Here is a 22602-nt window from a genome sequence, read left to right on the forward strand (position 1 = left end):
GTTCGTATCGTCATTCGCCCGGCCTCGGCCGGGCGTTTTCGTTCGTACTCAGGTGACGGGGCGTGGGCGCGGAGGCAGCGGTATCTGCAGTGGCCAGCTGTCATCCACGACGAAAAGACGGCGATGCCGGTTGGCTGGGCCGCTAGGGGCGAGCAGCGCGATCTGAACCGGAGAGGCGGGGCGCGAAAAGTGCTGCGCCAGGCGGGCTTCGACGTCGCGCAGTGGCAGGAATGCCTCGTCCCGTGGCAGTGCCAGCCAGTGTGGTTTTACCAGCCAGGCGGCGCGAGTCTGGCGTGCCAGGCCATCGCGCAGCCGCCGCCAATCGCGCCAGTACAACCAATGGCCGCGTAGGTGCTCGGGCGCTGCCTCGTGTGGCGGGGGGATGGGCGACTGCCAAGGGTAGAAGAGCACGCCCGGGATCGCCAACTGGGGCCGGATGTTGGCCTCGGGAGCGGGGCCGATATCGCGTGGTTGGGTATGCTGCCGGATCGTCAGGCGGGTCTCGAGCCGCTCGGTCAAGCGCAGTTGATGACGATCCAGGTGCTCGCGCTTGGTGGCCAGGCTGTCGGCGCCGCCGGGGCCGATCCAGCGTGCTTGATCATTGACCGCTCCGGGGCCTTCCGCTAGTCCCAGATAAAACTTGATGGCCACTTCGAGGTGCACTGGCGTCGGGTCGTCGCGTCGCCGATAGAGCAGGTCGAGCTCGCCCAGTGTGCGCTTGCCTTGATGTATGCGCAGGTTATTGGCCAGCAGGCGGGTATCTGGGGCAGTATCGAGCAGATACTGCCACAGGCGTTCATGGTAATGCCCCATGCGGCCATCGACGGTACTGCCCACACGACGTTCCAACGCCTGAGGTGTGGCTTCGAGTTCGTCGAAATAGGCGTGCAAGCGATGCTCCGTCAGGCCCAGGGTCGCGCGGGTGGGGCGCCCGGGCCAGGGAGTGGCGAGCAGGTCGGGGGCCAGCACGATCCAGGCCAGATCGCGCACCAGCGGATGATGGCAGCGGGCAAGCAGGGCGGCATCGTCCTCGGACATGGTGGGGATGTGGCTCCGCGTTGAGATCCGGGTCTGACAGTCAAACTGTACACGCCTTATACTCTACTGACATTCACAACGGATGGTGGTGATATGAAACGCTCCTTGTCCGGCCTGGCGGCGCTGGCTGCCGGTTCTCTGCTGCTCGCAACCGTTGCGCAGGCCAATGATCCGGTAACGGTCGCCTCCAAAATCGATACCGAGGGCTCGGTATTGGGTCAATTGATCATTCAACGACTGCAGCAGGGCGGGATCGAAACCGAAGATAGGCTGCAGCTCGGCGCCACGAACATCGTGCGCCAGGCGTTAATGAGCGGTGAGATCGACCTCTATCCCGAATACACCGGAAACGGTGCCTTCTTCTTCGACATGGCCGACAGCGACGTCTGGCACGATGCCGAGCGTGCCTTTGATACGGTACGTGAGCGAGATGCCGAGAATGGCCTGGTATGGCTGACGCCGGCACAGGCCAACAATACCTGGGCCATGAGCGTGCGCGGTGATCTGGCCCGCGAGCATGGCCTCGAAACCCTCGAGGATCTGGCCGAGTACCTCGACGACGGGGGGGAATTCAAGTTTGCCGCCAGTGCCGAGTTCGTCGAGTCGGAGCAGGCGCTGCCGGCCTTCCAGCAGGCCTATGGCTTCGAGCTTTCGCAGGATCAGTTGCTGGTGTTGTCCGGTGGCAATACCGCCGCCACCATGCGTGCCGCCGCGCAGCAGACCAGCGGCGTGAATGGCGCCATGACCTACGGCACCGATGGCGGCCTCAAAGCGTTGGATCTGGTAGTACTGGAGGATACGCTCGGCGTGCAGCCGGTCTACCAGCCAGCGCCAGTGGTGCGACAGGAGGTGCTCGATGCGCACCCGGAGATCGCCGAGCTTCTCGAACCATTGTTCCAGTCGCTCGACCTCGAGACGCTACAGGAGCTCAATGGCCTGGTGGCGGTGGAGGGCCTCGACCCGAGCCAGGTCGCCGAAGAGTATCTGACCGGCCTGCAGGACTGACGCGTGGGTGAGGGCAGGCAACGTACCAACTGGGTACTGTTGAGTCTGATGCTGTCCGCCGTGGCTGCGTGGCTCACACTCGATGCAGTGAGCGTGGCGCCCAATCGGATCGTGCCCGGTTCCGCCTATACGGCACGGGAAGTCATGGACGGCTGGCCGGCTCTGCTGTTGGCCCTGCCGATGCTCGCCGTAGCGGTGCTGGCCTGGCAACCGACCCGCAAGGGGCTGCGGTTGGCGCTGGTGGCCGTGGTGGCGCTGTTGACGCTGTTGCCGCTGTGGCTTTCGGCGGCGACGGCGGTCCTGGTGGAGTCCGACATGCCCCGGGCGCGTGTCGGCATCGGCTCCGCCTTGTGGCTGTTGCTGTTCCTGCTGCTGCTGGCGCTGATCGAGCTGCGCACGCGGCTGGGGCTATCGCGGCCCATGGGCTGGCTGCTGTTGGTGCCGATGGGAGCGGGTTGGTGGCTGGCGCTCACACTATGGCTGGAGCCGCTGGCACTGCTGCGCGAGTACCAGGCCCGCAGTGATCAGTTCATCACTGCCCTGGCCATGCATCTGGTACTGGTTGGCGCCGCGGTAGGCGCCAGCCTGGTGCTGGCCTCGTTGCTGGCCTTGGCCATGCGTCGGCATGCCGGTATCAGGCGAGCAGGATTCGGCGTGCTCAACTTCCTTCAAACCATTCCCAGCCTGGCATTGTTCGGTCTGCTGCTGGCACCGCTCGCCTGGCTCGGCTCCCGCATCGACTGGTTATCAGCCATCGGCGTGAGCGGCATCGGCTGGGCGCCGGCTTTCCTGGCACTGCTCGGCTACAGCCTGCTGCCGATGGTGCGCAACATACACGTAGCGCTGGAAGAGGTGGACCCGGCAGTGGTCGAGTCGGCCCGCGGCATGGGCATGAACCGAAGTCAGGTGTTCCTGCAGGTGCGCCTTCCGCTGGCCTTGCCGGTGGTGCTCGAAGGGATACGCATCACCACGGTCCAGGCTATCGGTCTCACGGCGGTGGCGGCGCTGATCGGTGCCGGGGGGCTTGGGACCTTCATCTTCCAGGGGCTGGGGCAGGCGGCCATGGACATGGTCTTGCTCGGTGCCTTGCCGATCATCGGTCTGGCGCTGATGGCCGACGCGCTGTTCGGTTCCCTGAGTGAACGTCTTCGTCCCGGAGGGGCCGCATGATCGAATTGTTCGACGTGACCAAGCGCTTCGGCAACGACACCGCCGTCGACGGAATCTCGCTGCGCATCGAGAAGGGCGAGCTGTGCGCGCTGGTCGGTACTTCGGGCTGCGGCAAGTCGACCACCCTGCGCATGATCAACCGGCTGATCGAGCACGATGGAGGCGAAATCCATCTGGACGGCCAGCCGGTGCGCAACTTCGACGAGGTGACGCTTCGCCGGCGCATCGGCTACGTCATCCAGAGTACCGGTCTGTTTCCGCACTGGACGGTAGCTCGCAATATTGGCCTGGTACCGCGCCTGCTCAAGTGGCCCAAGGGGCGTGTGCGTGAGCGTGTCGAGGAACTGATGCAACTGTTGGGGTTGCCGGTAGCGGAATTCGCCGACAAGTACCCACGCCAGCTCTCCGGCGGCCAGGCGCAGCGTGTGGGCGTGGCCCGGGCGCTGGCCGCAGACCCCGATATCCTGCTGATGGACGAGCCGTTCGGCGCGCTGGATCCCATCACCCGTGAGACATTGCAGCATGAAATGCGTGAGCTGCAGGCGCGGCTGCACAAGACCATCGTCTTCGTCACTCATGACATGGACGAGGCGCTGGCACTGGCCGACCGGCTGGTGGTGATGCACCAGGGCCGGGTCGTGCAGCAGGGCAGACCGATCGAGCTGCTGCACGACCCGGTCAATCCCTTCGTCGAATCGCTGCTGGGTGGCATGGACCGCGGCCTCAAGGAGGCGGCGCTGATCCGCGTCAGTGAGCGCATGCTGCCGCTGGGGCCGCGCCTGCTGGCCAGCGAGCGGATTGCCTATGGCGCGTCGCTGAGCCAGGCCCTGTCGGTCATGCTGTGGCACCAGGTGGATCGCCTGACGGTAGTCGACGAGGAGGACATTCCCATCGGCGAGTTGTCGCTGCGCCGCCTGCTCGGGGCCAAGGCGTCATGAAGCCCGCATCGCTCACCGGCAACCGTCTCACACCCTTGGCTCGCCAGCGCCTGTGGCTGGCGCCATTGGTCTGGCTGGCCCTGTTGCTGTTGCTGGCAGCGGGCATGGGGCAGCTCGAGTGGCTGTTCCGCCTGGTCGAGCCGGACATGCGGGAGGTCATCTATCGGCGGGCCGGCTTCTTCTCATTGCTGGGGCAACACATCCTGGTGGTGGGTGCTGCCTCGCTGCTGGCGGTCGTGCTGGGCGTGGGAGCGGCGATAGCCGTCACCCGACCCGCCGGTCGAGACTTCCTGCCCCTGGTGTCGCAACTCGCCTCTATCGGCCAGACTTTTCCTCCCGTTGCCGTGCTGGCTCTGGCCGTGCCGGCGCTGGGTTTCGGCACGCTACCGATCATCGTTGCGCTGTTGCTGTATGGCTTGCTGCCGATCGTGCGCAACACTCTGGCCGGCATTGCCAGCATCGACCTCGACGTGCACGAGGCGGCCCGGGGCATGGGCATGACCGCCGGGCAGGTACTGCGCCAGGTCGAGCTGCCATTGGCGGCCCCCGTCATTCTTGCCGGAATACGCACCTCGGTAACCATCAATATTGCCACCGCGGCGTTGGGAGCAACCGTGGGGGCGAGCAACCTTGGCGATCCGATCATCTCGGGCATCGTCAACGGCAACACTGCCTACATCCTTCAAGGGGCGCTGCTGATCGGGCTGCTGGCGATCGCCGTGGATAGCGTTTTCGAGCGTCTCATTCCCGGTAACCCAGGTTGACATGGCGAGTTCGTCTGCTGATATCGGGCCTGGCAGTTCATTCGTCGTATAAACGGAGGTTGACTAGCAAAATAGGTGCGTTTAGGTTCATCTTACGTTAACGTCAACCTTCCAGCGTTGGCGATCTGCTGGAGTGACCCTCTGGCAGACGGCTACATTAGAGTCAACACTGCCCTCACGAGGGGCGGCACTCCTCCTGCCATTACCCAAGGACCAGGAAGATGACAACAACACACGACGTGCACACGCCGAGCTTCATGACCGGCGATGAGTTCAACATTCCCACCTTCCGCCTGCTGCAACAGGATGGCTCCCTGTTCGAGGGCGCCGAAGCGCCTGAGCTCGATGAGGAAAAGGCGCTGAAGATCTACCGCGCCATGCTCGTCACCCGCGTGCTCGACGAGCGCATGATGGCGGCGCAGCGCCAGGGCCGGCTGTCGTTCTACATGCAATGCACCGGCGAGGAGGCAGCGGTCATCGGTGCCACCGCGGCGCTGGACGATGCCGACATGATCATGGCCCAGTATCGCGAGCAGGGAGCGCTGGTCTATCGCGGCTTCAGCTACGACGAGTTCATGAACCAGCTGTTCGGCAACGAGCTCGACTACGGCAAGGGCAGGCAGATGCCGATCCACTACGGTTCGCGCAAGCTGCACTACATGACCATCTCCTCGCCGCTGGCGACCCAGATTCCCCAGGCTACCGGCTACGCCTATGGCCAGAAGCTGGCCGGCGAGGGGCATTGCACCATTACCTTCTTCGGCGAGGGTGCGGCTTCCGAGGGGGATTTTCACGCCGCGCTCAACATGGCCTCGGTGCACAAGGTGCCGGTGATCTTCTTTTGCCGCAACAACGGCTATGCGATCTCGACGCCGGCCAGCGAGCAGTTCGCCGCCGACGGCATAGCCCCACGCGCCTTCGGCTATCGCATGCACGTGATCCGTGTCGACGGTAACGACGTGCTGGCGGTGTACCGCGCTACACAGGATGCACGCAAGATCGCCGTGGAGATGAACCAGCCTGTGCTGATCGAGGCCATGACCTATCGGCTCGCGGCTCACTCTTCTTCCGACGACCCTTCCGGCTACCGCTCTCGCAAGGAAGAGGAGGCCTGGCGGGAGAAGGACCCGATCCTGCGCATGCAGCGCTGGCTGATCGATCTTGGCTGGTGGAGCGAAGAGCAGGAGAAGGAGCTGCAGGACAGCCTGCGTCGCGAGGTGCTCGAAACCATGAAGCGTGCCGAGAAGCGCCCGCCCCCGCCCCTCGAGAGCCTGGTCACGGATGTCTATGCCGACGTGACACCGGCGCTGCAGCGGCAGCTCGACGCCCTCAAGACCCATATTCGCAAGCACCCCGATGCCTACCCGAAGGGGGCGAGTTCCCTCGACCCCGGCGTCCAGGCGCCGGGCAGCGACCACAAGTCCAGCGATGAACAGGGAGGAGCCTGACATGCCCAGGATGAACATGCTTCAGGCAATCAACAACGCGCTGGACATCGCCATGGCCGAAGACGAAAAGGTGCTCTGCTTCGGCGAGGACGTCGGTGTGTTCGGCGGCGTGTTTCGTGCCACCAGTCATCTGCAGGAGAAGTACGGTCGTAACCGCTGCTTCAACACGCCGTTGGTGGAGCAGGGCATCATCGGTTTCGCCAACGGCCTGGCGGCCCAGGGCTCGGTGCCGGTGGCCGAGATCCAGTTTGCCGACTACATCTTTCCGGCCTTCGACCAGATCGTCAACGAGACCGCCAAGTTCCGCTTCCGCTCAGGCGATCTGTTCAACGTCGGCGGGCTGACCATACGCGCGCCATATGGCGGCGGTATCTCCGGCGGGCTCTATCACTCTCAATCACCCGAGGCCTACTTCGCGCATACGCCGGGGTTGAAGGTCGTAGTGCCGCGCAACCCCTACCAGGCCAAGGGGCTGCTGCTGTCGGCCATCCGCGATCCCGATCCGGTGGTCTTCTTCGAGCCCAAGCGGCTCTATCGCGCCTCGGTCGGCGAGGTGCCGGAAGAGGACTACCAACTGCCCATCGGCGAGGCCGAAGTCACCAAGGAGGGCAGCGATATCACCGTGCTCGGTTGGGGCGCGCAGATGGAAGTGATCGACAAGGCCGTGGAGTTGGCCGAGAAGGCGGGCATCTCCTGCGAGGTGATCGATCTTCGCAGCATCCTGCCTTGGGACGAGGACACCGTGGTCGAATCGGTGCTCAAGACGGGCCGGTTGTTGATCACCCACGAAGCGCCGCGTACCGGCGGTTTCGCCGGCGAGATCGCCGCTACCATCCAGGAGCGCTGCTTCCTGTACCTGGAGTCGCCCATCGAACGGGTGACCGGGCTGGATACGCCTTTCCCGCTGACGCTGGAGAAGGAGTATCTGCCCGATCACTTGAAAATTTTCGAAGCGATCAAGGCATCCGTGGCGTTCTGACGCCCGATATCAGGACAGGAGAAGACAATGAGCGATTTCATGCTGCCCGATATCGGTGAAGGTATCGTGGAGTGCGAAGTGGTCGAATGGCGCATCGACGAAGGCGACGAGATCGCCGAAGACCAGCCCGTGGTCGAGGTAATGACAGACAAGGCGCTGGTCGAGATCACCGCCCCGGAGGCTGGGCGCGTCACCAGGTTGTATGTGGCGAAGGGCGAGATCGCCAAGGTGCATGCCCCGCTATTCGCCTATGAGGCGACGGGCGAGGAAGGCCTCGAGACACCTCCTCGTCCTGCTGCGCGGGAAGAGGACGAAGTGGCGAGCCCCGCGGCCGAAGCGCCTCCCCCTGGCGCGTCGAGTGCTGCACCTACGCCCGCAGCTGCCGTCAGGACGAAGGACTTCATCCTGCCCGATATCGGCGAGGGCATCGTCGAGTGCGAGGTGGTTGAGTGGCGCGTGGCCGAGGGCGAGCACATCGAAGAGGACCAGCCGCTGGTCGATGTGATGACCGACAAGGCAATGGTCGAGATCACCGCTCCCGAGGCGGGCACCGTCAGCAAGCTCTACGTACCCAAGGGCGAGATAGCCAAGGTACATGCGCCACTGTTCGCCTATACACCCAGCCATGCAGAGCCGAGCGAAAGCCCGGCGGCCGGCAGCGAGACATCTCGCCCGGAAAGCCTGGCGGAAGTGCCTTCCGTCTCCTCCGTGGCCAGCGGCGGCCGAGGGCCTTACGGGCGTATCCCGGCGAGCCCCGCGGTGCGACGCCTGGTACGCGAGCACGGCCTGTCGCTCGAGGCGATTGCCGGCTCAGGCAAGGACGGCCGCGTACTCAAGGAGGACGTGCTGCGCTTTCTTGAAAGCGGCCCGCGCGAAGACGGCCAGCTCGAGCACGATCGGCAGCGCAGTGAGCGGCCCGCGAGCTATTCCCGGCCCAGCGATGCGGTCAAGCCGCCGAGACGTGATGACGGCGAAATACGCGTCGAGCCGATTCGCGGCGTGCGTGCGGTAATGGCTCGGCGCATGGTCGAGTCGGCCAGCACCATCCCGCATTTCCAGTATGGCGAGGAGATCGATGTCACTGAACTTCTGACCCTGCGTGAGCGACTGAAACCGGTGGCCGAGGCGCAGCAGGTTCGTCTGACGCTGATGCCGTTCTTCATGAAAGCGCTGGCCTTGGCGGTTCGTGAGGAGCCGATCCTCAATGCACGGCTAAACGCCGAGGTGACCGAGATCCACTACCTGCCTTCGGTCAACGTGGGCATGGCGGTGGACAGCCGATCAGGGCTGATCGTGCCCAACGTCAAGCATGTCGAACAGCGTAGCGTGCTCGACGTGGCCCGCGAGATCCAACGTCTCACCGCAGATGCCCGCGACGGCAGGGTGGCACAGGAGGACCTCAAGGGCGGAACCATCAGCGTCTCCAACATCGGGGCGCTCGGCGGTACCTATGCGGCACCGATCATCAATGCTCCGGAATTGGCCATCGTCGCCATCGGCAAGAGCCAGTGGCTGCCGCGCTTCGACGAGCGCGGCGAGGTGACGAGGCGGGCAATCATGACGGTGACCTGGGCGGGCGACCATCGGGTGATCGACGGCGGCACCATCGCCCGCTTCTGCAACGCCTGGAAGGGCTACCTCGAAGCGCCGGAGACCATGCTACTTCACCTAGGCTGAGGCCGGTTCATGTCCCAGGCGCCGCTGCAGCAGTTCTACATTCCGGAAGAGCAGTCGATCTACCTGCTCAGCCACGACGATGCGCGCAAGCTCAAGGAGTGGGTGGCGCTGTGTCAGGCCCAGCTCGAACAGTTGGGCTATCGGGATATCGAACTGATCGGCAAGGGCGCCTATGGCTTCGTCTTCGCCGGGATCACCGCCCACGACGAGGAGTACGTGTTCAAGTTCACCCGGGTCAACCTGCCCCAGCAGTTGCAGGATCGCCTCGAGGAGGAGGCGTTCATGCTGGAGCAGGTGGAACACTCCCGGGTGCCGCGGCTGATCGCCTTCCAGCGGGTGCGCAACCAGTCGATCCTTGTGATGCAGCGTGCCCCGGGCATCAACCTGGAAGAGGTTTCGCTACGGGAAGGACGTCTCTCGCCGCGCCTGGTGGTGCGCATCGCCGACCAGCTCGCCGACATCCTGCGCAGCCTGCGGCGCGAAACGGGGCCGGCGGGACGCCCCATCGTGCATGGCGACATCAAGCCGTCGAACCTGGTCTTCGACGCCGGTCGCGAGGCGGTGGCGCTGATCGACTGGGGCTCGTCGGTATTCGCCCAGCTCGACGCCAACCAGCAGTTCGTGTCGGCCAACGTGATGGAGCTGATGTCGGACAACCTGCAGCAGACCAATGCGCGTCTTGGCGACGTCTACTTCATCGGCGAGGAGCAGCTGAACGGCGCATTGTCGTCGCCGCGCTTCGACGAACAGGGCGCTGCCGGCACTCTCTACGCGCTGGCCTCGGCGCAGTCGTGCCGCTTCGGTCATCGCGCCATTCCCGCCACCTCCCTGGGCCTGCCCATGGAGTTTGCCCGCATGCTCGATGGCATGCTCGATCCCGACCCGCGCGTGAGGCTGCGCGCCGGGGATCACTTCATTCGCGAGATGCCGCGCCTGGCACGGGTGGTGATGATCGACCTGCCGGAAGCCGCGGAATCGCCGCTGGTGCCGACCTGGGTACGACCCTCGGCGCGCGAGATCGATACCGTGGTGTACAGCTCGCGCAAGGCTTTCCTGCGCGAGGAGGGCGGCCGCGAGACGCTCAACGACGTCAATGACGTCCAGCTCGACCGCTACTACAAGAACTTCATGCAGGGCATGGGCGAGACCGAGAAAGCATTCCTTGCAGCAGTGAGCCGCCTGGGCAAGTATCCTGTGGTAGGCGGGCTCGCCGTGCGCTGGGAAGCCGATGGCGTCTATATCGACACCTCGTTGAATCTGCACGACACCAGGCTCAAGTCGGCTTTCGTCGCCGCCGTCAATAACATGGTCAATCTGGCCCGCGCCATCTATCGCCAGGGCATCTTCAAGAGCTGCTTGTTCAACGCCCGCGATACCCTGCACCTGGATCGAGAAAGCCCGGCGCATCCCTTCGTCGTCGAGCCCGGCATGCAGCTGCGCTACGAGGTCAGCGCGGTACCCGAACTGGAGGATCGCAGCCGCCTGCACAGCTATTTTGAGGACGGGCCCGATCCCGAGGAATTCCTGGTCCTGCCGGAGACGATCATTACCTCGCTGGAAGCCCTCAACGAGATCCATCACACCGGTATGATCATCTTCGAGGCGTTGCCCCAACACCTCAAGATTCATAGTTACTATCGCCTGCTCGACCCCTCCCGCGAGGCGGAGTTCCGCGATCGTCTCGAGGACATCCTGGCGGCGGTGGGCCTGATCGAAGGGCTCGGTGTCTCCGGCTTCATGAAGATGCCCTACAAGGACACGCGCTTCTTCGCCCATGTCGAACGCCAGCCCGAGCGCTACTACCCGCGTAATCCACGCGAAGAGATCCATCATGACGGCGCCCGAGGCTAGGTACGGGCACCCGTCACATTTAGCGGGTCATGGTCTGCGGCAGGTAAAGGGCGATCTCGGGAAACAGGTGCATCAGCGCGATCGCGACCAGCATCAGCAGGAAGAAGGGTAGCGTGGCCCTGGTGATGGTCAGGATGTCCTTGCCCGTCAGGCCCTGGATCACGAACAGGTTGAAGCCCACCGGCGGCGTGATCTGCGACATCTCGACCACGATGACGAGATAGATGCCGAACCAGATCAGGTCGAAGCCGGCGGCGCTCACCAGCGGCATGATGATGGCAGTGACCAGCAGGATCAGCGAGATGCCGTCGAGGAAGCAACCCATCACCAGCAGCAGCAGGGTCAGCGCGACCAGCAGCATGGTCGGCGACAGGCCCATCTCGCCGATGGCGCGGGCCAGTTGCATCGGTACCTGGGTAAAGCCCATGGCCGAGGTCAGGAACGAAGCCGCGGCGATGATGAAGGCAATCATGCAGGCGGTACGGACGGCGGCGAATAGCGAATCCCTGAAGATGCCGGCATCGAAGCTGCCGTTCCAGCGCGCGATCAGCATCGATAGCACGACGCCGACCGCGGCCGCCTCGGTGGGCGAGGCGAGCCCGCCGTAGATCGAGACGATGATGCCGCCGATCAGCAACAGAATCGGTACGAGTTCCAGTGTCTGGTGCAGCTTCTTGGCCAGCGGCAGTCCGGATTCGTCCTGGCCCGTGAGGCCAAGGCGGTTGCCGCGGAACAGCGACCAGACCACCAGATAACTCATGAATAGTGCCAGAATCATCAGCCCCGGGCCGATGCCGGCCATGAACAGCCGCGAGATCGACTGCTCGGTGACCACGCCATAGACGATCAGCACGATCGAGGGAGGAATCAGCAGGCCCAGCGTGGAGGCGCTGGCCAGGGTGCCGATGGCCATATTGCTATCGTAGCCACGACGCTCCAGCTCGGGCAGGGTCATCTTGCCCACCGTGGCGCAGGTGGCCGCCGATGAACCGCACACGGCGGCGAACATGCCGCTGCCGATGATGTTGGTGTGCAGCAGGCGTCCTGGCACGCGGTTGAGCCATGGCGACAGACCGCGGAACATATTGTCGGCGAGTCCCGAGCGGAACAGGATCTCGCCCATCCAGATGAACATCGGCAGGGCCGTCAGGTCCCAGCCGTAGCTGGCGCCCCAGAAGTCGGAGGCGAGTATCGGGCCTGGCGCAAAAGGGCTGAAGAAGGCCAGCGCGATCCAGGCGGTACCGATCAGGGCGAAGGCGATCCACACCCCGCTGCCCAGCAGGATCGCCAGCGTGAGGATAGTGGCCAGGCTGAGTGTCAGCACGTGACGTTACTCCGTATTGTTGAGGCGCGACTCAGTGAGTTTCGCTGTCGTCGGTAGCGGTCGCTTCACGGAAGCGGTCCGGTTCGCGAATGGCGATCCGCAGCGTCTGTACCAGTGCCTCAGCCAGCGCCAGACACAGCAGGCCGACACCGGTGGCCAGCACCGTCTGGGGAATCCACAGTGGGATCGACAGGAAGCCCGAGGAGACGTCATTGAAGTCGCGGCTTTCGCGGGCGAGTTCCACCAATCCATAGCCGAGCAGCAAACTGAGGGCGAGCGCCACCAGCAGGCAGAAGACCTCGAACCAGGCGCGCAGCACCGAGGGCAAGCGGCCGATCAGCAGCGTCACGCGAATGTGCGCGTGATGGACGAAGGTGTAGGCGAGGCCCAGGAAGGCTGCACCGACAAGCAGATAGGCGGCGATTTCCGACAGGCCGGTGATGCCGAAACCGAGACGACGCATGCCGGCCAGCACCAGCAGGGCGTCGACCAGGCGGAAGGTGACCTGCAGGGCAACCAGGGCGCAGATCGCCACCATACAGGCGGCCGCGCCCCAGGCACCCAGGCGGTAAAGTGCGTTGAACTTGAAAGTCATGGCAGTGCCTCGAGGCGAACTGGAGAGGCGTGGCGGCAGCCCACCACGCCTTGTCTCTGCGGGATCAGTTGCCGCGCTGCTGCTGATACTCCTCGAGCACCTGCATGGATTGCTCGCCGGCACGCTCCTGCCATGAGGAGAACAGCTGATTGCCCGCCTCCTGCAGGGCGGCGGCCACTTCCTCGTTAGGCTCGGAGACGGTGATGCCGTTCTCCTGCAGCGCCTCGAGACTGGCCTGGTTGTCGTCACGACTCATCTGCCAGCCGCGCTCCTCGGCACGCGCGGCCGCTTCCAGCAGCGCTTCCTGCGTGGCCTCGTCGAGGCGATCGAAGGCGCGCTGGTTGACGAAAACGATGTTTTTCGGCAGCCACAGGTTGGCGTCGGTGTAGTGGGAGACGTAGTCCCACGCGGTCATCGAATTGCCGGTGGAGCTCGAGGTGATCATGGCGTCCACCCGGCCGGTGCTGAAGGCGGTGGGGATGTCCGACTCCTCGGTCTCGGTGGGGCTGCCGCCAAGGTTGTCGACGAAACGCTGGGTATTGATGTTCGGCGCGCGCACCCGCAGGCCCTTGAACTGCTCCGGGTCGTTCAGCTCGAAATCGGTGTAGATGCCCTGAGCCGGCCAGGCGACGGCATACAGCGGCATCATGCCCTGGTTGGCGAACAGCTCACTGATGAGCGGCTTGGTGGTCTGCCACAGCTGATAGGCTTCATCGTAGCTGCCGGCCACGCCCGGCAGGGTGTCGACTTCGAAGATCGGATCCTCGTTGGACAGAGTCGAGAGGAAGACCTCACCGGCCTCGACGGTGCCGCGGCGCACCGAGGGTTTGATCTCGCCGTGGGCCACCAGCGAGCCACCGCTGTGCACGTTGATGGTCAGTTCGCCATTCGTGGCTTCCGCGACGTCCTCGGCAAATTGCTTCACGTTCTTGGTATGGAAGCTGGCATCGCCATAAGGTGTCGCCATGGTCCATTCGGCGGCGGTGGCCGCAGCGGAAAGGCTGCAGGCGGTCGCCAGCAGCAGGGAACGGGACAGGATCTTGTTCATTATCTTCTCTCTTGTTGGATTTCTGAGGGTGGTGGTCATGTTGCCAGTGGGTGTGTCGTGGGGCGTTCTGGCCGCACCCAACGGCCGGGAAAATCGCTGTGCGCCATGTCGTCTCGGCGTGCCCTTGCGTAGCGTTCGGCGCACTCCTGGGCCAGCAGCCCAACGCTACGACAGAAGCGTGGATGGCTGGCCGGACGCCATATCACGTCGTAGTGCATGTCGGGCAGCGCACTTGGCAGTTCCAGGCGGTACAGCTTGCCGCTGCGCCACTCGTCCAGCACGGTGGCGACGGGAAGAGCACCGATGCCAAGCCCCTCCATGGTCATTCGCACAATGGTCATCAGAGTGCTCACGCTGTGAATGCGTGGATGCTCCAGCCCCTGCCGTGCCAGGTACTCGATCAGTTCCTCATAGGGTCGCGCCTTCTTGCCGAAGGAGATGAAAGGCAACCCGACCAGCCAGCTGTCGGGGCGGGCAGTCAGCATCTCGACATGATCCGGTGAGACGAACATGCCCATCTCGTAGGGGCTGAGCGATACCTGATCGACGCGCTCAGGATCGAGATAACCGTTCATGGCCAGCAGGATATCGAGGTCATTGCCGGCCAGCCGCTGGTTGAGCGCCGGAGAATAGTCGACGCTCAGCTCGATGGTGAGCCGCGGATAACGCTGCGTCAGGCCGCGCATGAAATCGGGCAGCCAGCTATGGGCGATGGTCTCGATGGCGCCCAGGCGCAGGGGGGCGGAGTAGGTCTCCTCGTCGTCGAAGAGTCTCAGTGCTTCGTCGCGCTGTTGCAGCAACCGCTCCGCATGCACAAAGAACTCGCGGCCGCGCATGGTAGGCTGGATGGGTCTGGCCGAGCGCTCCAGCAGCACCTCTCCGACGCTGCCCTCCAGGCGCGAGATGCGCTCCGAGATCGAGGGCTGCGTCAGGTGCAGGCGTTCCGCCGCCTTGCGGAAGGAGCCCAGCCTGACCGCCCAGACGAAAGCCTCCAGCTCTTTGAAATCAAGCATGACGGAGCCGGTCAGGCCTTCTTGAACAGCTGTTCTTCACGGTTCTTGAAGGCCTTGAACTCAAGGGCATTACCGGAAGGATCGTAGAAGAACATGGTGGCCTGCTCGCCGGCTTCGCCCTTGAAGCGGATATAGGGCTCGATCACGAACTCCACGCCGTGATCCCGCAGCTTTTGGGCCAGGTTTTCCCAGGCCTCCATTTCCAGCACCACACCGAAATGCGGCACCGGCACCCCGTGGCCATCGACGGGGTTCTTGTGGCTGGAAACCGGATTATCCCTCAGGGCCGGATTGAGATGGCAGACGAACTGATGTCCGAAGAGATTGAAGTCCACCCAGCTGTCCGATGAGCGCCCTTCGGGGCAGCCGAGGAAGTCGCCGTAGAAGCGGCGTGCCTCATCGATATCGTGAACCTGAATGGCCAGGTGAAAAGGATCTTTGACCGCCATGAGGGTGACTCCTTTTGTTGACGTTATAGGGCCTCGACTCTTTTCATTGATAATCCCCGAAAGGGACGAGGTCAACCATTTTTCCACTAAATAACAATATGATAGAAGCTGTCGATACGGAGTATCGTGAAAAACGATTGGCAATGAAAAAAGACGCTTCATATAGTGGAACACGCTACAAGAATAGACGTTTGACACTGCTTGACACAGGAGTCGTCATGGCCGTTCCCCTACTCAACTGCGACATGGGCGAAAGCTTCGGCAACTACTCGCTGGGGCTCGACAGTGAGGTCATGCCTCATGTCGATTGCGCCAATATTGCCTGCGGCTTCCACGCCTCGGATCCGCATGTGATGCGCCGCACGGTACGGCTTGCAGTGGAGCATGGAGTCAGGGTGGGGGCGCATCCGGCTTATCCCGACCTGATGGGGTTCGGACGCCGTTCCATGGCCTGCTCTCCCGCGGAAGTCGAGGACATGGTGCTCTACCAGATGGGTGCGCTCGCCGGCATTTGCCAGGCGGAGGGGACCACCATTCGCTACGTCAAGCCGCATGGCGCGCTGTACAACGACATGGCTCGCGATCCCGAGCTGTTGCGTGCCGTCATGCGGGCGGTGCGCAGCTACGATCCAGGCCTGCCGCTGATGCTGATGGCCACGGCCGACCCCGAGCCGAGCCGGCGTCTGGCGGAGGAAGAGGGCATCGCCATCTGGTTCGAGACCTTTGCCGACCGGGCCTACGATGCCAACGGCCATCTCGTCTCACGCCGCCTGCCGGGAGCGGTGCACCATGACCAGAAGGTTATCGTCGAACAAGCGGTGCGCCTGGCCAGGGGCGAATCGCTGCGCTCAGCGGATGGCACCGAGCTCGAGCTGCCCTGCGACACCCTTTGCGTACACGGCGACAATCCCGAGTCGGTGGCTGCGGTACGAGCCATTCGCGAGGCCTTCGAAGCGTTGAAGACGACGTGACGATTCGGCCGCGCATCGAGCCGGCCGCCATGGATGTGCTCATGGTGCGCCTGTTCGACACCATCGACGAGGAGAACATGCCTTGGCTCCTCGCTGCCGATCGGGCGCTTCGCGAGGCGTTTGGGTCGTGGCTGATCGATCTCGTGCCTTCCTACACCACGCTGATGCTGCACTACGACTGCCTGTGCCTGACGCATGCTGAGGCGCTGCAGCGCATCGAGCGCGCACTCGAAGGGCTGGAGCCGGCCGGTGCCGGGCTGGGCCAGCGCCACGAAATCCCGGTTTGGTATGACCCCAGCGTCGGCCCGGAGCTGGTGCGTGTGGCCGAGCGGGCGGGGCTGACTATCGATGAGATCGTGCGGCGTCACTGCGATCGCGACTACCGTGTCTTCGCGCTTGGCTTCGCGCCCGGCTACGGCTTCATGGGGCTGGTGGAAGAGGCTCTGGCCACGCCGCGGCTGAATACGCCGCGGCGCAGGGTACCCGCCGGCAGCGTCGCCATTGCCGAGCGCCAGACCGCCATCTACCCGCTGCAGTCACCGGGTGGTTGGAACATCCTGGGTCGCACCGCCGTGCCGCTGTTCGAGCATGCTCGTCGCGGCGAGCCACTACTGCTGCCGGGCGACCGGGTGCGCTTTGCGGCGATTTCTCGTGATGAGTTCGAGCGCCAGGGCGGCGACACCACACCGCTGGAGAGCGCTTCATGAATCATGCTGTGTCTCGTGCTCTACGCGTCGTGCAGGAGGGGCCCCTGGCGCTCGTCGTGGACGGTGGACGCTTCGGCGTGCGCCACCTGGGCGTGACCCAGGGCGGCGCCGCCGACTGGATCTCTTTCTATTGGGCCAACTGGCTGCTGGGCAATGCAGCGGATGCCGCTGCGCTGGAGATCGTGATCGGTGGCGGTCTGACGCTGGAGGCGGAGCAGGATGCGACACTGGCCTTGGCGGGGGCAGATCTCGGGGCCCGTCTCGACGACAGTCCGCTCGCACCCGGTGCGACCTTTCGCATCGCCGCTGGGCAACGCCTGACCTTTAGCCAGCCGCGGCAGGGCCTGCGAGCCTATCTGGCCGTGCCAGGCGGGTTCGATGTGCCGGAGGTGCTGGGTAGCCGCAGCGCTACGGCACGGGAGCAACTGGGCGGACATCTGGGTGACGGCAGCGCGTTGAGAAACGGGAATCGGCTCGAATGGAGCGGGCAGCAAGCGCCGGAGCGTCGTCTGCCGTTCGACCCGGCCAAAGGCATCACTCTGGTGGGGCGGCAACTGGCGCTGGTACCCGGCTCGCAGATCGGTCATTTCACCGGCGTGAGTCTCTATCGTGCCTTCAATGCGCCGTGGCGCATTGACGACCGAGCTGACCGCATGGGGGTCAGGTTGCGCGGGCCCGAGCTGCACTGCCGGTTGGGTAGCATGATCTCCGAGGGGATTCCTCTCGGAGCAGTGCAGGTGCCGCCGGACGGACAGCCCATCGTATTGCTCAACGACCGCCAGACCATTGGCGGTTACCCACGCCTGGGGGCGCTGACTCCGTTGTCAACTGCGTGCCTGGCACAGTGCCTGCCCGGGGAAGAAGTGAGACTGGTGGCCACGTCCAGCGAGCAAGCGCTGGCGAGGCATCGAAGCTGCTTGAATGAGCTCCACCGAAACGGATGATCAGGCGCCCAGCCCGCTCTCGCGCAGCAACTGGTCGAGGGCAGGGCGATGGCTGGCTAGCGGGGCGCTGACGGCCTCCTCCAGCAAAAACTGAGCTTCCAGGTCGTGCATGCCCATCGCGAGGCAGCTCTCGATCAGTTCCCCCTTGCTCTTGCCGGTACGCTGGGCAAGTCTCTCGAGGCGGGATTCGATGTCGCGGGAAAACCGCAGCAGGTGTGGCATGTTACCCTCCCTCGGCCCTGCGTCAATCAGGCCGGCTCTTCTGGTTTACTTTCAAAATAAGCCGATGCGTTCGGCCTGTCACCTACCATTCTGGCGACAGCGCATGACAGGATGGTGACGAAGGCAGAGAGACCGAGAAGAGGGGCGTGTCAGGCCAGGCCGCGGCGGGTCATCACTTCGGTGATGATCGGAACCGGAGTCATCAGGTGCTCACGCATCATCTCGGCGGCGCGTGCGGCCTGACGCTCGAGTATCACCTCGACCAGAGCGGCATGCTCCTGACGCTTACGCTCCAGCGCCTCCTCGGAAAATACCGTCTCGCGCAACCACAGGTGTCGGTAGCGCTCGACCTGATCGAACAGACTGTCGCGTACCTGCAGCAGATGGGGCGAGCGACAGCCGCTCACGATCGCCGTATGGAAGGCCTTGTGCCGTGCATCCCAGACATCCAGCAGCTCGTCGGGGGAGTTCACTTCCATGACCTTTGACAGGGTATGCGCCTTGGCCAGGATGTCGGCCTCCCAGCCGTCGTCGCCGCGCTCGATGGCAAGCTTGAGCAGCAGCCCTTCGAGATGGGCGCGGGCATCGTAGAGATCGTTGAGTTCGGCCAGCGACATGGGGGCGACCCGGTAGCCACGCTGGCTGATGGCCACTACCAGGCGCTCGGCGACGAGCTGGGAGAGGGCTTCGCGCAGTGGGCCGATACCTAGCCCGTAGCGCTCCTTGAGCCGGCTCATCAATAGCTTTTCGCCGGGCCGGAACACACCGCGAATGATGTCGTGCTTGAGCCAGCTGTAGGCGCTGATACCGAGATTCTGGCGTGGCGTATCCATCGTCATGGTCGTTGTTCCCTTGAAGTTGCCGAGCATGATAACCAATCGCTAACGTTGCTGGTAATCGCTCGACGTTCTGCCAAGTCTCTATGCCTTCAAGTGGTCTGGTACAGCTCAGCGCCGATCGATCTGCGCTGCAGTCCAGTCGACCAGACCGCGTGCCAGCCTGTCCGCCGCCATGCCGAAGGCGTCGACCACGTCGGGGATGGCCTCACTCTCCGCGCGCTGTTGCTGGACGAAGCGACGGCTGGCCAAGATTCGCTGCGAGCGGGTGTCGATCAGCCTGACGTCGAGGCGCAGCGTTGCCACGGGCAGGTCGTCTTGGTATTCGCTGTGAAAGGTGCGCAGGTCGCTGAGCAGTTCCGTGTCGGCCGACACGGCACTGTCGTCATGCACCAGGTGCATGATGCGCCCATCATCCTGAAAGGCATCGAGCAGGCGGTTGCGGATGAGCTGTGGCATGCCGTCGGCCCAACGTGAACCTTCGTAGGCTCGTGGCTGGTTGGGCAACGGGACGACAAGAATTCGCGAGCCATCGAGCAGGCCGGTGGCACGCGGGGTTGCCAGACGCAGTGTCGCTTCGATTCGCTCGTCCGTTTGAGGTGCTGGATCGAGGCTGCGAGCGGGCAGTTCATACAGTACGATCGGGGTGCGCTCCGGCACCAGGCCGCAGCCGAACAGTGACAGAAGGACTGCCATCACTGCTGGCAGTGGCAAGCGATGCCTCATGGGCTGAACTCCTCGACGCGATCGCGTCCCAGCAGAAAGGCGCGCGGGTTATCCTCCAGGCGACGCATCAGACGGTTCAGCGAAGAGAGCGTGTCGCGTAGTTCCAGGGTCGCCGGTCCCAAGCCCTGCACGCCACGCAAGCCGCTCTCCAGTGCCCCTTGGTTGTCCTCCAACAGTGATTCCAGGCTTTGGGCGGTGCGTGCCAGGCTGGCAGTGACCTGGCGGGCGTCCACCAGCATGCCTTCCGCATGGCCCTGCATCATGCCGCCGGTACGGTTGGCTAGCGCACGAATTTCGGTGAGTGCTCGAGCGGCTTCCTGGGATACTTCGTTCAGGCGTTCGGCCAGATTTCCGGGCGCGTCGCCGAGACTGGCTAGCTGGGCCGTGGTGCGCTCCAGGTTGGCCAGTATCCGTTCGACGTTGTGCACGTTCTCTTCCGAAAGCACCGCCTCCAAACGCGAAAGCACGCGATTGACGTTGCCCAGCAGCTCCTCGCTGTCGCTGAGCATGGCGCTCAGCGGCGACTGGTCGGCGGTGATGCGTGGTGGCCGGTCGCCTTGGGTAACCAGCAGAGGGCTATCCGGGGCGCCTCCATGCAACTGGATGGACATGCTGCCGGTGATGTTGGCCAGGGCCAGGCGTGCCCGGGTATCCTGCCGGATCGGCACCTGGCTTTCGACGCGAATCAACGCCAGAACGTTGCGAGGGTCGGCGGGATCGAGGTGCAGGCTGTCTACCTCTCCGACCCGAACGCCGCTGTACTCCACGGCGTTGCCTTCCGACAGGCCGCTGACGCCATGATGAAAAAGAACTTCATACTGGGTATAGGTCTGGTCGCGGGTACTCTGGTTCAGCCAGAGCGCGAACAGTGCCCCGCCGATGGCCGCCAGTACGACGAAAAGGCCGATGACGACGTGGTGTGCGCGGGTCTCCATCAGCGTCTCTCCCCCTGCGGTGACGAATGGTGTCTTGCCGCCAGGCTGGCGGCCCGGCCTCTGGGGCCGTGGAAATAGTCGCGTATCCAGGGGTCGTCGGTGGCTTCTACCGTGGCCAATGAATCGGCCACCAGGACTCGCTTGTCGGCGATGACGGCGACCCGGTCGCAGCTCGAGTACAGCGTATCGAGATCGTGCGTGACCAGAAAGACGCTGAAGCCCAGCGCATCGCGCAGGGTCATGATCAAGCGGTCGAAGGCGGCGGCACCGATCGGGTCGAGCCCGGCGGTGGGCTCGTCGAGGAACAGCACTTCGGGATCGAGGGCCAAGGCGCGAGCGAGCGCGGCACGTTTGACCATGCCGCCGGAGAGTTCCGCCGGGTTTAACCGGGCGGCCTCGGGCGGCAGCCCCGCAAGCGCCAGCTTGACCCGTGCCAGGCGCTCGGCGTCGGACCGCGACAGGCCGGCGTGCTCGAACAGCGGCAGAGCCACGTTCTCCTGCAAATTGAGCGAGGAGAACAGAGCGCCGCGCTGGAACAGCACACCGAAGCGGCGCTCGATCTGGGTTCGCTGGGCGGAAGGCAGGCGCTGCAGGTCTTTGCCGAAAACGCGGATGCTGCCGCCGTCGGGCTGCTTGAGCCCGACGATGCTGCGAAGCAGAACCGACTTGCCGGTACCGGAGCCGCCCACCACGCCAAGAATCTCACCACGCCGTATGTCCAGGTCGAGCCCTTCGTGAACCACATGATCGCCGAAGCGATTGACCAGGCTGCGTATCTCGACGATGGCTTCTCCCGTCTGATTCACCAACCCATCTCCATGAAAAACAGCGCGGCGAGCGCATCGAGCAGAATTACCATGAAGATCGATTGCACCACGCTGGAGGTGGTGTGCTCACCAACCGATTGGGCGCTGGCGCCGGCCTTGAAGCCTTCCAGGCAACCGATCACGGCGATGACGAAGGCGAACAGTGGCGCCTTGCCGATGCCCACCAAAAAATGCTCCAGCGGAATGTCGCGCTGGAGAATGGTGAGGAACTGAGTGGAGGTGATGTCGAGGGCCATGGCACATACCACCGCCCCTCCCAGCATGCCGCTGAGCATGCCGATCAGGGCCAGGATCGGCAAGCTGATCATCATCGCCAGTACCCTGGGTAGCACCAGCATTTCCATGGGGTCGAGCCCCTGGGCGCGCAGCGCATCGAGTTCCTCGTTGGCTTTCATCGAGCCGATCTGCGCGGTGAAGGCACTGGCGGTGCGGCCGGCCAGCAAGATTGCCGCCAGAAGTATGCCGAACTCGCGTAGGAAGGAGTAGGTCACCAGATTGACGGTGTAGATGGTTGCGCCGAAATCGCGCAGTACGGTGGCGCCGAGGAAGGCCACCACCGCGCCGACCAGAAAGGTGAGCAGGGCCACTATGGGAATGGCGTTGAGCCCGGTCTGCTGAACGTGTGCCGACAGCGAGGTGATTCGCCAGCGCCAGGGAGTGAATAACGTTTTCAGCAACGTGCTCAGCGTCAGCCCGATGAAGGCAACGAGCCTGAGCTGCTGTCTTGCGAGCAGCTCGGCGACCTGACCAAGCCCCGCCAGTGCCGCGAGCGGGTTGCCGCGAGGCACTGGCGGTGCAAACAGAGGATTGCGATTGGCATCGGCGACGGCCTTGAGCAAGGCCTGCCGTTCAGCGGGCAGGTTCGGCGCCCATTGGGCGATCTCGCGCACGCTGTCGGGACCCAGCAGGTCGACCAGCAGGGCAGCGCCGGAGGTGTCCAGCTCGCCGAGTCTCTGCAGGTCGATCGATTCAACCTCGTGGACCTTGGCCACGGCCTCCCGCAGCCTGGCATAGTGTGGCAGTGTCCAGTCGCCAACGGCGCTCAGACGATGGGCATCCTGCTCCAGCATGCCGGGACGCGAAGCAGTGTCGGGCATGGCGAGTCGTCCATCTCTTCGTGAAAATGGTGCCCTTG

General features: G+C 64.0%; 23 protein-coding genes. 11 read left to right on the forward strand and 12 right to left on the reverse strand.

Annotation, left to right across the window (positions count from 1 at the left end; translation table 11 throughout):
• Positions 1–48: 48 nt before the first annotated feature.
• The gene (locus tag HBJ55_RS00300; protein WP_167109870.1) at positions 49–1038 is read right to left on the reverse strand and encodes a DUF1853 family protein; all 990 of its coding nucleotides are present in this window, start codon (positions 1036–1038) and stop codon (positions 49–51) included.
• 93 nt (positions 1039–1131) lie between these two features.
• Between HBJ55_RS00300 and osmF the strand changes: the two genes are divergently transcribed.
• From osmF to HBJ55_RS00340, 8 genes are all read left to right on the forward strand, one after another.
• The gene (gene osmF / locus HBJ55_RS00305; protein WP_167109871.1) at positions 1132–2043 is read left to right on the forward strand and encodes a glycine betaine ABC transporter substrate-binding protein OsmF; all 912 of its coding nucleotides are present in this window, start codon (positions 1132–1134) and stop codon (positions 2041–2043) included.
• Positions 2044–2046: 3 nt separating this feature from the next.
• Positions 2047–3213 carry an ABC transporter permease gene (locus tag HBJ55_RS00310; protein WP_338071946.1) on the forward strand — a complete coding sequence of 389 codons (1167 nt, stop codon included), beginning with the start codon at positions 2047–2049 and terminating at the stop codon, positions 3211–3213.
• Positions 3210–4151 (forward strand): ABC transporter ATP-binding protein, encoded by a 942-nt coding sequence (locus HBJ55_RS00315; RefSeq protein WP_167109872.1) that lies wholly within the window; start codon positions 3210–3212, stop codon positions 4149–4151. The genes HBJ55_RS00310 and HBJ55_RS00315 overlap by 4 nt, the downstream gene beginning before the upstream one ends.
• On the forward strand, positions 4148–4915 hold the full coding sequence (locus HBJ55_RS00320) for an ABC transporter permease (protein ID WP_167109873.1): 768 nt from the start codon (positions 4148–4150) through the stop codon (positions 4913–4915). The genes HBJ55_RS00315 and HBJ55_RS00320 overlap by 4 nt, the downstream gene beginning before the upstream one ends.
• 221 nt (positions 4916–5136) lie before the next feature.
• Positions 5137–6363 carry a thiamine pyrophosphate-dependent dehydrogenase E1 component subunit alpha gene (locus tag HBJ55_RS00325; protein ID WP_167109875.1) on the forward strand — a complete coding sequence of 409 codons (1227 nt, stop codon included), beginning with the start codon at positions 5137–5139 and terminating at the stop codon, positions 6361–6363.
• A gap of 1 nt (position 6364) precedes the next feature.
• Positions 6365–7342: an alpha-ketoacid dehydrogenase subunit beta gene (locus HBJ55_RS00330; protein WP_167109877.1), complete on the forward strand. Its 978-nt coding sequence runs from the start codon at positions 6365–6367 to the stop codon at positions 7340–7342.
• Between the two features lie 27 nt (positions 7343–7369).
• Positions 7370–9019, forward strand: coding sequence for a dihydrolipoyllysine-residue acetyltransferase (locus tag HBJ55_RS00335; RefSeq protein WP_167109879.1), 1650 nt, complete (start codon positions 7370–7372; stop codon positions 9017–9019).
• A 9-nt stretch (positions 9020–9028) separates the two neighbouring features.
• Positions 9029–10870 (forward strand): protein kinase domain-containing protein, encoded by a 1842-nt coding sequence (locus HBJ55_RS00340; protein ID WP_167109881.1) that lies wholly within the window; start codon positions 9029–9031, stop codon positions 10868–10870.
• A gap of 19 nt (positions 10871–10889) precedes the next feature.
• On the opposite strand, the gene HBJ55_RS00345 is transcribed toward HBJ55_RS00340, so the two are convergent.
• The 5 genes from HBJ55_RS00345 to HBJ55_RS00365 all read right to left on the reverse strand — a co-directional run bounded on the left by HBJ55_RS00345 (position 10890) and on the right by HBJ55_RS00365 (position 15299).
• Positions 10890–12194 (reverse strand): TRAP transporter large permease subunit, encoded by a 1305-nt coding sequence (locus tag HBJ55_RS00345; protein ID WP_167109883.1) that lies wholly within the window; start codon positions 12192–12194, stop codon positions 10890–10892.
• Positions 12195–12225: 31 nt separating this feature from the next.
• A complete protein-coding gene (locus tag HBJ55_RS00350) occupies positions 12226–12789 on the reverse strand; it encodes a TRAP transporter small permease (protein ID WP_167109885.1) in 564 nt (187 codons plus the stop codon).
• 64 nt (positions 12790–12853) lie between these two features.
• Positions 12854–13837 carry a TRAP transporter substrate-binding protein gene (locus HBJ55_RS00355; RefSeq protein ID WP_167109887.1) on the reverse strand — a complete coding sequence of 328 codons (984 nt, stop codon included), beginning with the start codon at positions 13835–13837 and terminating at the stop codon, positions 12854–12856.
• Between the two features lie 35 nt (positions 13838–13872).
• Entirely contained in the window at positions 13873–14850 is a 978-nt protein-coding gene (locus HBJ55_RS00360; protein ID WP_167109889.1) for a LysR family transcriptional regulator, read from the reverse strand.
• Positions 14851–14861: 11 nt separating this feature from the next.
• Entirely contained in the window at positions 14862–15299 is a 438-nt protein-coding gene (locus HBJ55_RS00365) for a VOC family protein (protein ID WP_167109891.1), read from the reverse strand.
• A gap of 218 nt (positions 15300–15517) precedes the next feature.
• Here HBJ55_RS00365 and HBJ55_RS00370 point away from each other — a divergent pair, with 218 nt between their 5' ends.
• From HBJ55_RS00370 to HBJ55_RS00380, 3 genes are read left to right on the forward strand one after another with little or no spacing between them, the layout of a single operon-like run.
• Positions 15518–16270 carry a 5-oxoprolinase subunit PxpA gene (locus tag HBJ55_RS00370; RefSeq protein ID WP_167109893.1) on the forward strand — a complete coding sequence of 251 codons (753 nt, stop codon included), beginning with the start codon at positions 15518–15520 and terminating at the stop codon, positions 16268–16270.
• Positions 16271–16272: 2 nt separating this feature from the next.
• Positions 16273–16977 carry a carboxyltransferase domain-containing protein gene (locus HBJ55_RS00375; protein ID WP_167110110.1) on the forward strand — a complete coding sequence of 235 codons (705 nt, stop codon included), beginning with the start codon at positions 16273–16275 and terminating at the stop codon, positions 16975–16977.
• Entirely contained in the window at positions 16974–17921 is a 948-nt protein-coding gene (locus HBJ55_RS00380) for a 5-oxoprolinase subunit C family protein (RefSeq protein ID WP_167109895.1), read from the forward strand. Before HBJ55_RS00375 ends, HBJ55_RS00380 begins: the two co-directional genes overlap by 4 nt.
• On the opposite strand, the gene HBJ55_RS00385 is transcribed toward HBJ55_RS00380, so the two are convergent.
• The 6 genes from HBJ55_RS00385 to HBJ55_RS00410 form a co-directional block, all read right to left on the reverse strand.
• On the reverse strand, positions 17922–18143 hold the full coding sequence (locus HBJ55_RS00385) for a hypothetical protein (protein WP_167109897.1): 222 nt from the start codon (positions 18141–18143) through the stop codon (positions 17922–17924). It lies immediately after the preceding gene.
• Between the two features lie 149 nt (positions 18144–18292).
• Complete coding sequence (gene csiR / locus HBJ55_RS00390; RefSeq protein WP_167109900.1) at positions 18293–18982, reverse strand: DNA-binding transcriptional regulator CsiR; 690 nt, start codon at positions 18980–18982, stop codon at positions 18293–18295.
• Positions 18983–19090: 108 nt separating this feature from the next.
• Positions 19091–19705, reverse strand: a complete 615-nt coding sequence (locus HBJ55_RS00395) for an ABC-type transport auxiliary lipoprotein family protein (RefSeq protein ID WP_167109902.1) — start codon at positions 19703–19705, stop codon at positions 19091–19093.
• On the reverse strand, positions 19702–20640 hold the full coding sequence (locus HBJ55_RS00400; protein WP_167109904.1) for an MlaD family protein: 939 nt from the start codon (positions 20638–20640) through the stop codon (positions 19702–19704). The genes HBJ55_RS00395 and HBJ55_RS00400 overlap by 4 nt, the downstream gene beginning before the upstream one ends.
• Positions 20640–21446: an ATP-binding cassette domain-containing protein gene (locus HBJ55_RS00405; RefSeq protein ID WP_167109906.1), complete on the reverse strand. Its 807-nt coding sequence runs from the start codon at positions 21444–21446 to the stop codon at positions 20640–20642. The genes HBJ55_RS00400 and HBJ55_RS00405 overlap by 1 nt, the downstream gene beginning before the upstream one ends.
• Positions 21443–22564: an MlaE family ABC transporter permease gene (locus tag HBJ55_RS00410; RefSeq protein WP_167109908.1), complete on the reverse strand. Its 1122-nt coding sequence runs from the start codon at positions 22562–22564 to the stop codon at positions 21443–21445. Before HBJ55_RS00410 ends, HBJ55_RS00405 begins: the two co-directional genes overlap by 4 nt.
• Positions 22565–22602 lie beyond the last annotated feature (38 nt).

It is taken from the genome of Billgrantia bachuensis, assembly GCF_011742165.1.
In the GTDB taxonomy this organism is placed as follows: domain Bacteria; phylum Pseudomonadota; class Gammaproteobacteria; order Pseudomonadales; family Halomonadaceae; genus Halomonas; species Halomonas bachuensis.

What these genes read in the sequence shown, in the direction of transcription:
- HBJ55_RS00350 (WP_167109885.1), bottom strand. Translation starts at nt 12,789, where the DNA reads ATGACTTTCAAGTTCAACGCACTTTACCGCCTGGGTGCCTGGGGCGCG.
- HBJ55_RS00360 (WP_167109889.1), bottom strand. Translation starts at nt 14,850, where the DNA reads ATGCTTGATTTCAAAGAGCTGGAGGCTTTCGTCTGGGCGGTCAGGCTG.
- HBJ55_RS00395 (WP_167109902.1), bottom strand. Translation starts at nt 19,705, where the DNA reads ATGAGGCATCGCTTGCCACTGCCAGCAGTGATGGCAGTCCTTCTGTCA.
- HBJ55_RS00320 (WP_167109873.1), top strand. Translation starts at nt 4,148, where the DNA reads ATGAAGCCCGCATCGCTCACCGGCAACCGTCTCACACCCTTGGCTCGC.
- HBJ55_RS00400 (WP_167109904.1), bottom strand. Translation starts at nt 20,640, where the DNA reads ATGGAGACCCGCGCACACCACGTCGTCATCGGCCTTTTCGTCGTACTG.
- HBJ55_RS00300 (WP_167109870.1), bottom strand. Translation starts at nt 1,038, where the DNA reads ATGTCCGAGGACGATGCCGCCCTGCTTGCCCGCTGCCATCATCCGCTG.
- HBJ55_RS00380 (WP_167109895.1), top strand. Translation starts at nt 16,974, where the DNA reads ATGAATCATGCTGTGTCTCGTGCTCTACGCGTCGTGCAGGAGGGGCCC.
- HBJ55_RS00315 (WP_167109872.1), top strand. Translation starts at nt 3,210, where the DNA reads ATGATCGAATTGTTCGACGTGACCAAGCGCTTCGGCAACGACACCGCC.
- HBJ55_RS00340 (WP_167109881.1), top strand. Translation starts at nt 9,029, where the DNA reads ATGTCCCAGGCGCCGCTGCAGCAGTTCTACATTCCGGAAGAGCAGTCG.
- HBJ55_RS00370 (WP_167109893.1), top strand. Translation starts at nt 15,518, where the DNA reads ATGGCCGTTCCCCTACTCAACTGCGACATGGGCGAAAGCTTCGGCAAC.
- HBJ55_RS00355 (WP_167109887.1), bottom strand. Translation starts at nt 13,837, where the DNA reads ATGAACAAGATCCTGTCCCGTTCCCTGCTGCTGGCGACCGCCTGCAGC.
- osmF (WP_167109871.1), top strand. Translation starts at nt 1,132, where the DNA reads ATGAAACGCTCCTTGTCCGGCCTGGCGGCGCTGGCTGCCGGTTCTCTG.
- HBJ55_RS00410 (WP_167109908.1), bottom strand. Translation starts at nt 22,564, where the DNA reads ATGCCCGACACTGCTTCGCGTCCCGGCATGCTGGAGCAGGATGCCCAT.
- HBJ55_RS00335 (WP_167109879.1), top strand. Translation starts at nt 7,370, where the DNA reads ATGAGCGATTTCATGCTGCCCGATATCGGTGAAGGTATCGTGGAGTGC.
- HBJ55_RS00365 (WP_167109891.1), bottom strand. Translation starts at nt 15,299, where the DNA reads ATGGCGGTCAAAGATCCTTTTCACCTGGCCATTCAGGTTCACGATATC.
- HBJ55_RS00385 (WP_167109897.1), bottom strand. Translation starts at nt 18,143, where the DNA reads ATGCCACACCTGCTGCGGTTTTCCCGCGACATCGAATCCCGCCTCGAG.
- csiR (WP_167109900.1), bottom strand. Translation starts at nt 18,982, where the DNA reads ATGACGATGGATACGCCACGCCAGAATCTCGGTATCAGCGCCTACAGC.
- HBJ55_RS00325 (WP_167109875.1), top strand. Translation starts at nt 5,137, where the DNA reads ATGACAACAACACACGACGTGCACACGCCGAGCTTCATGACCGGCGAT.
- HBJ55_RS00330 (WP_167109877.1), top strand. Translation starts at nt 6,365, where the DNA reads ATGCCCAGGATGAACATGCTTCAGGCAATCAACAACGCGCTGGACATC.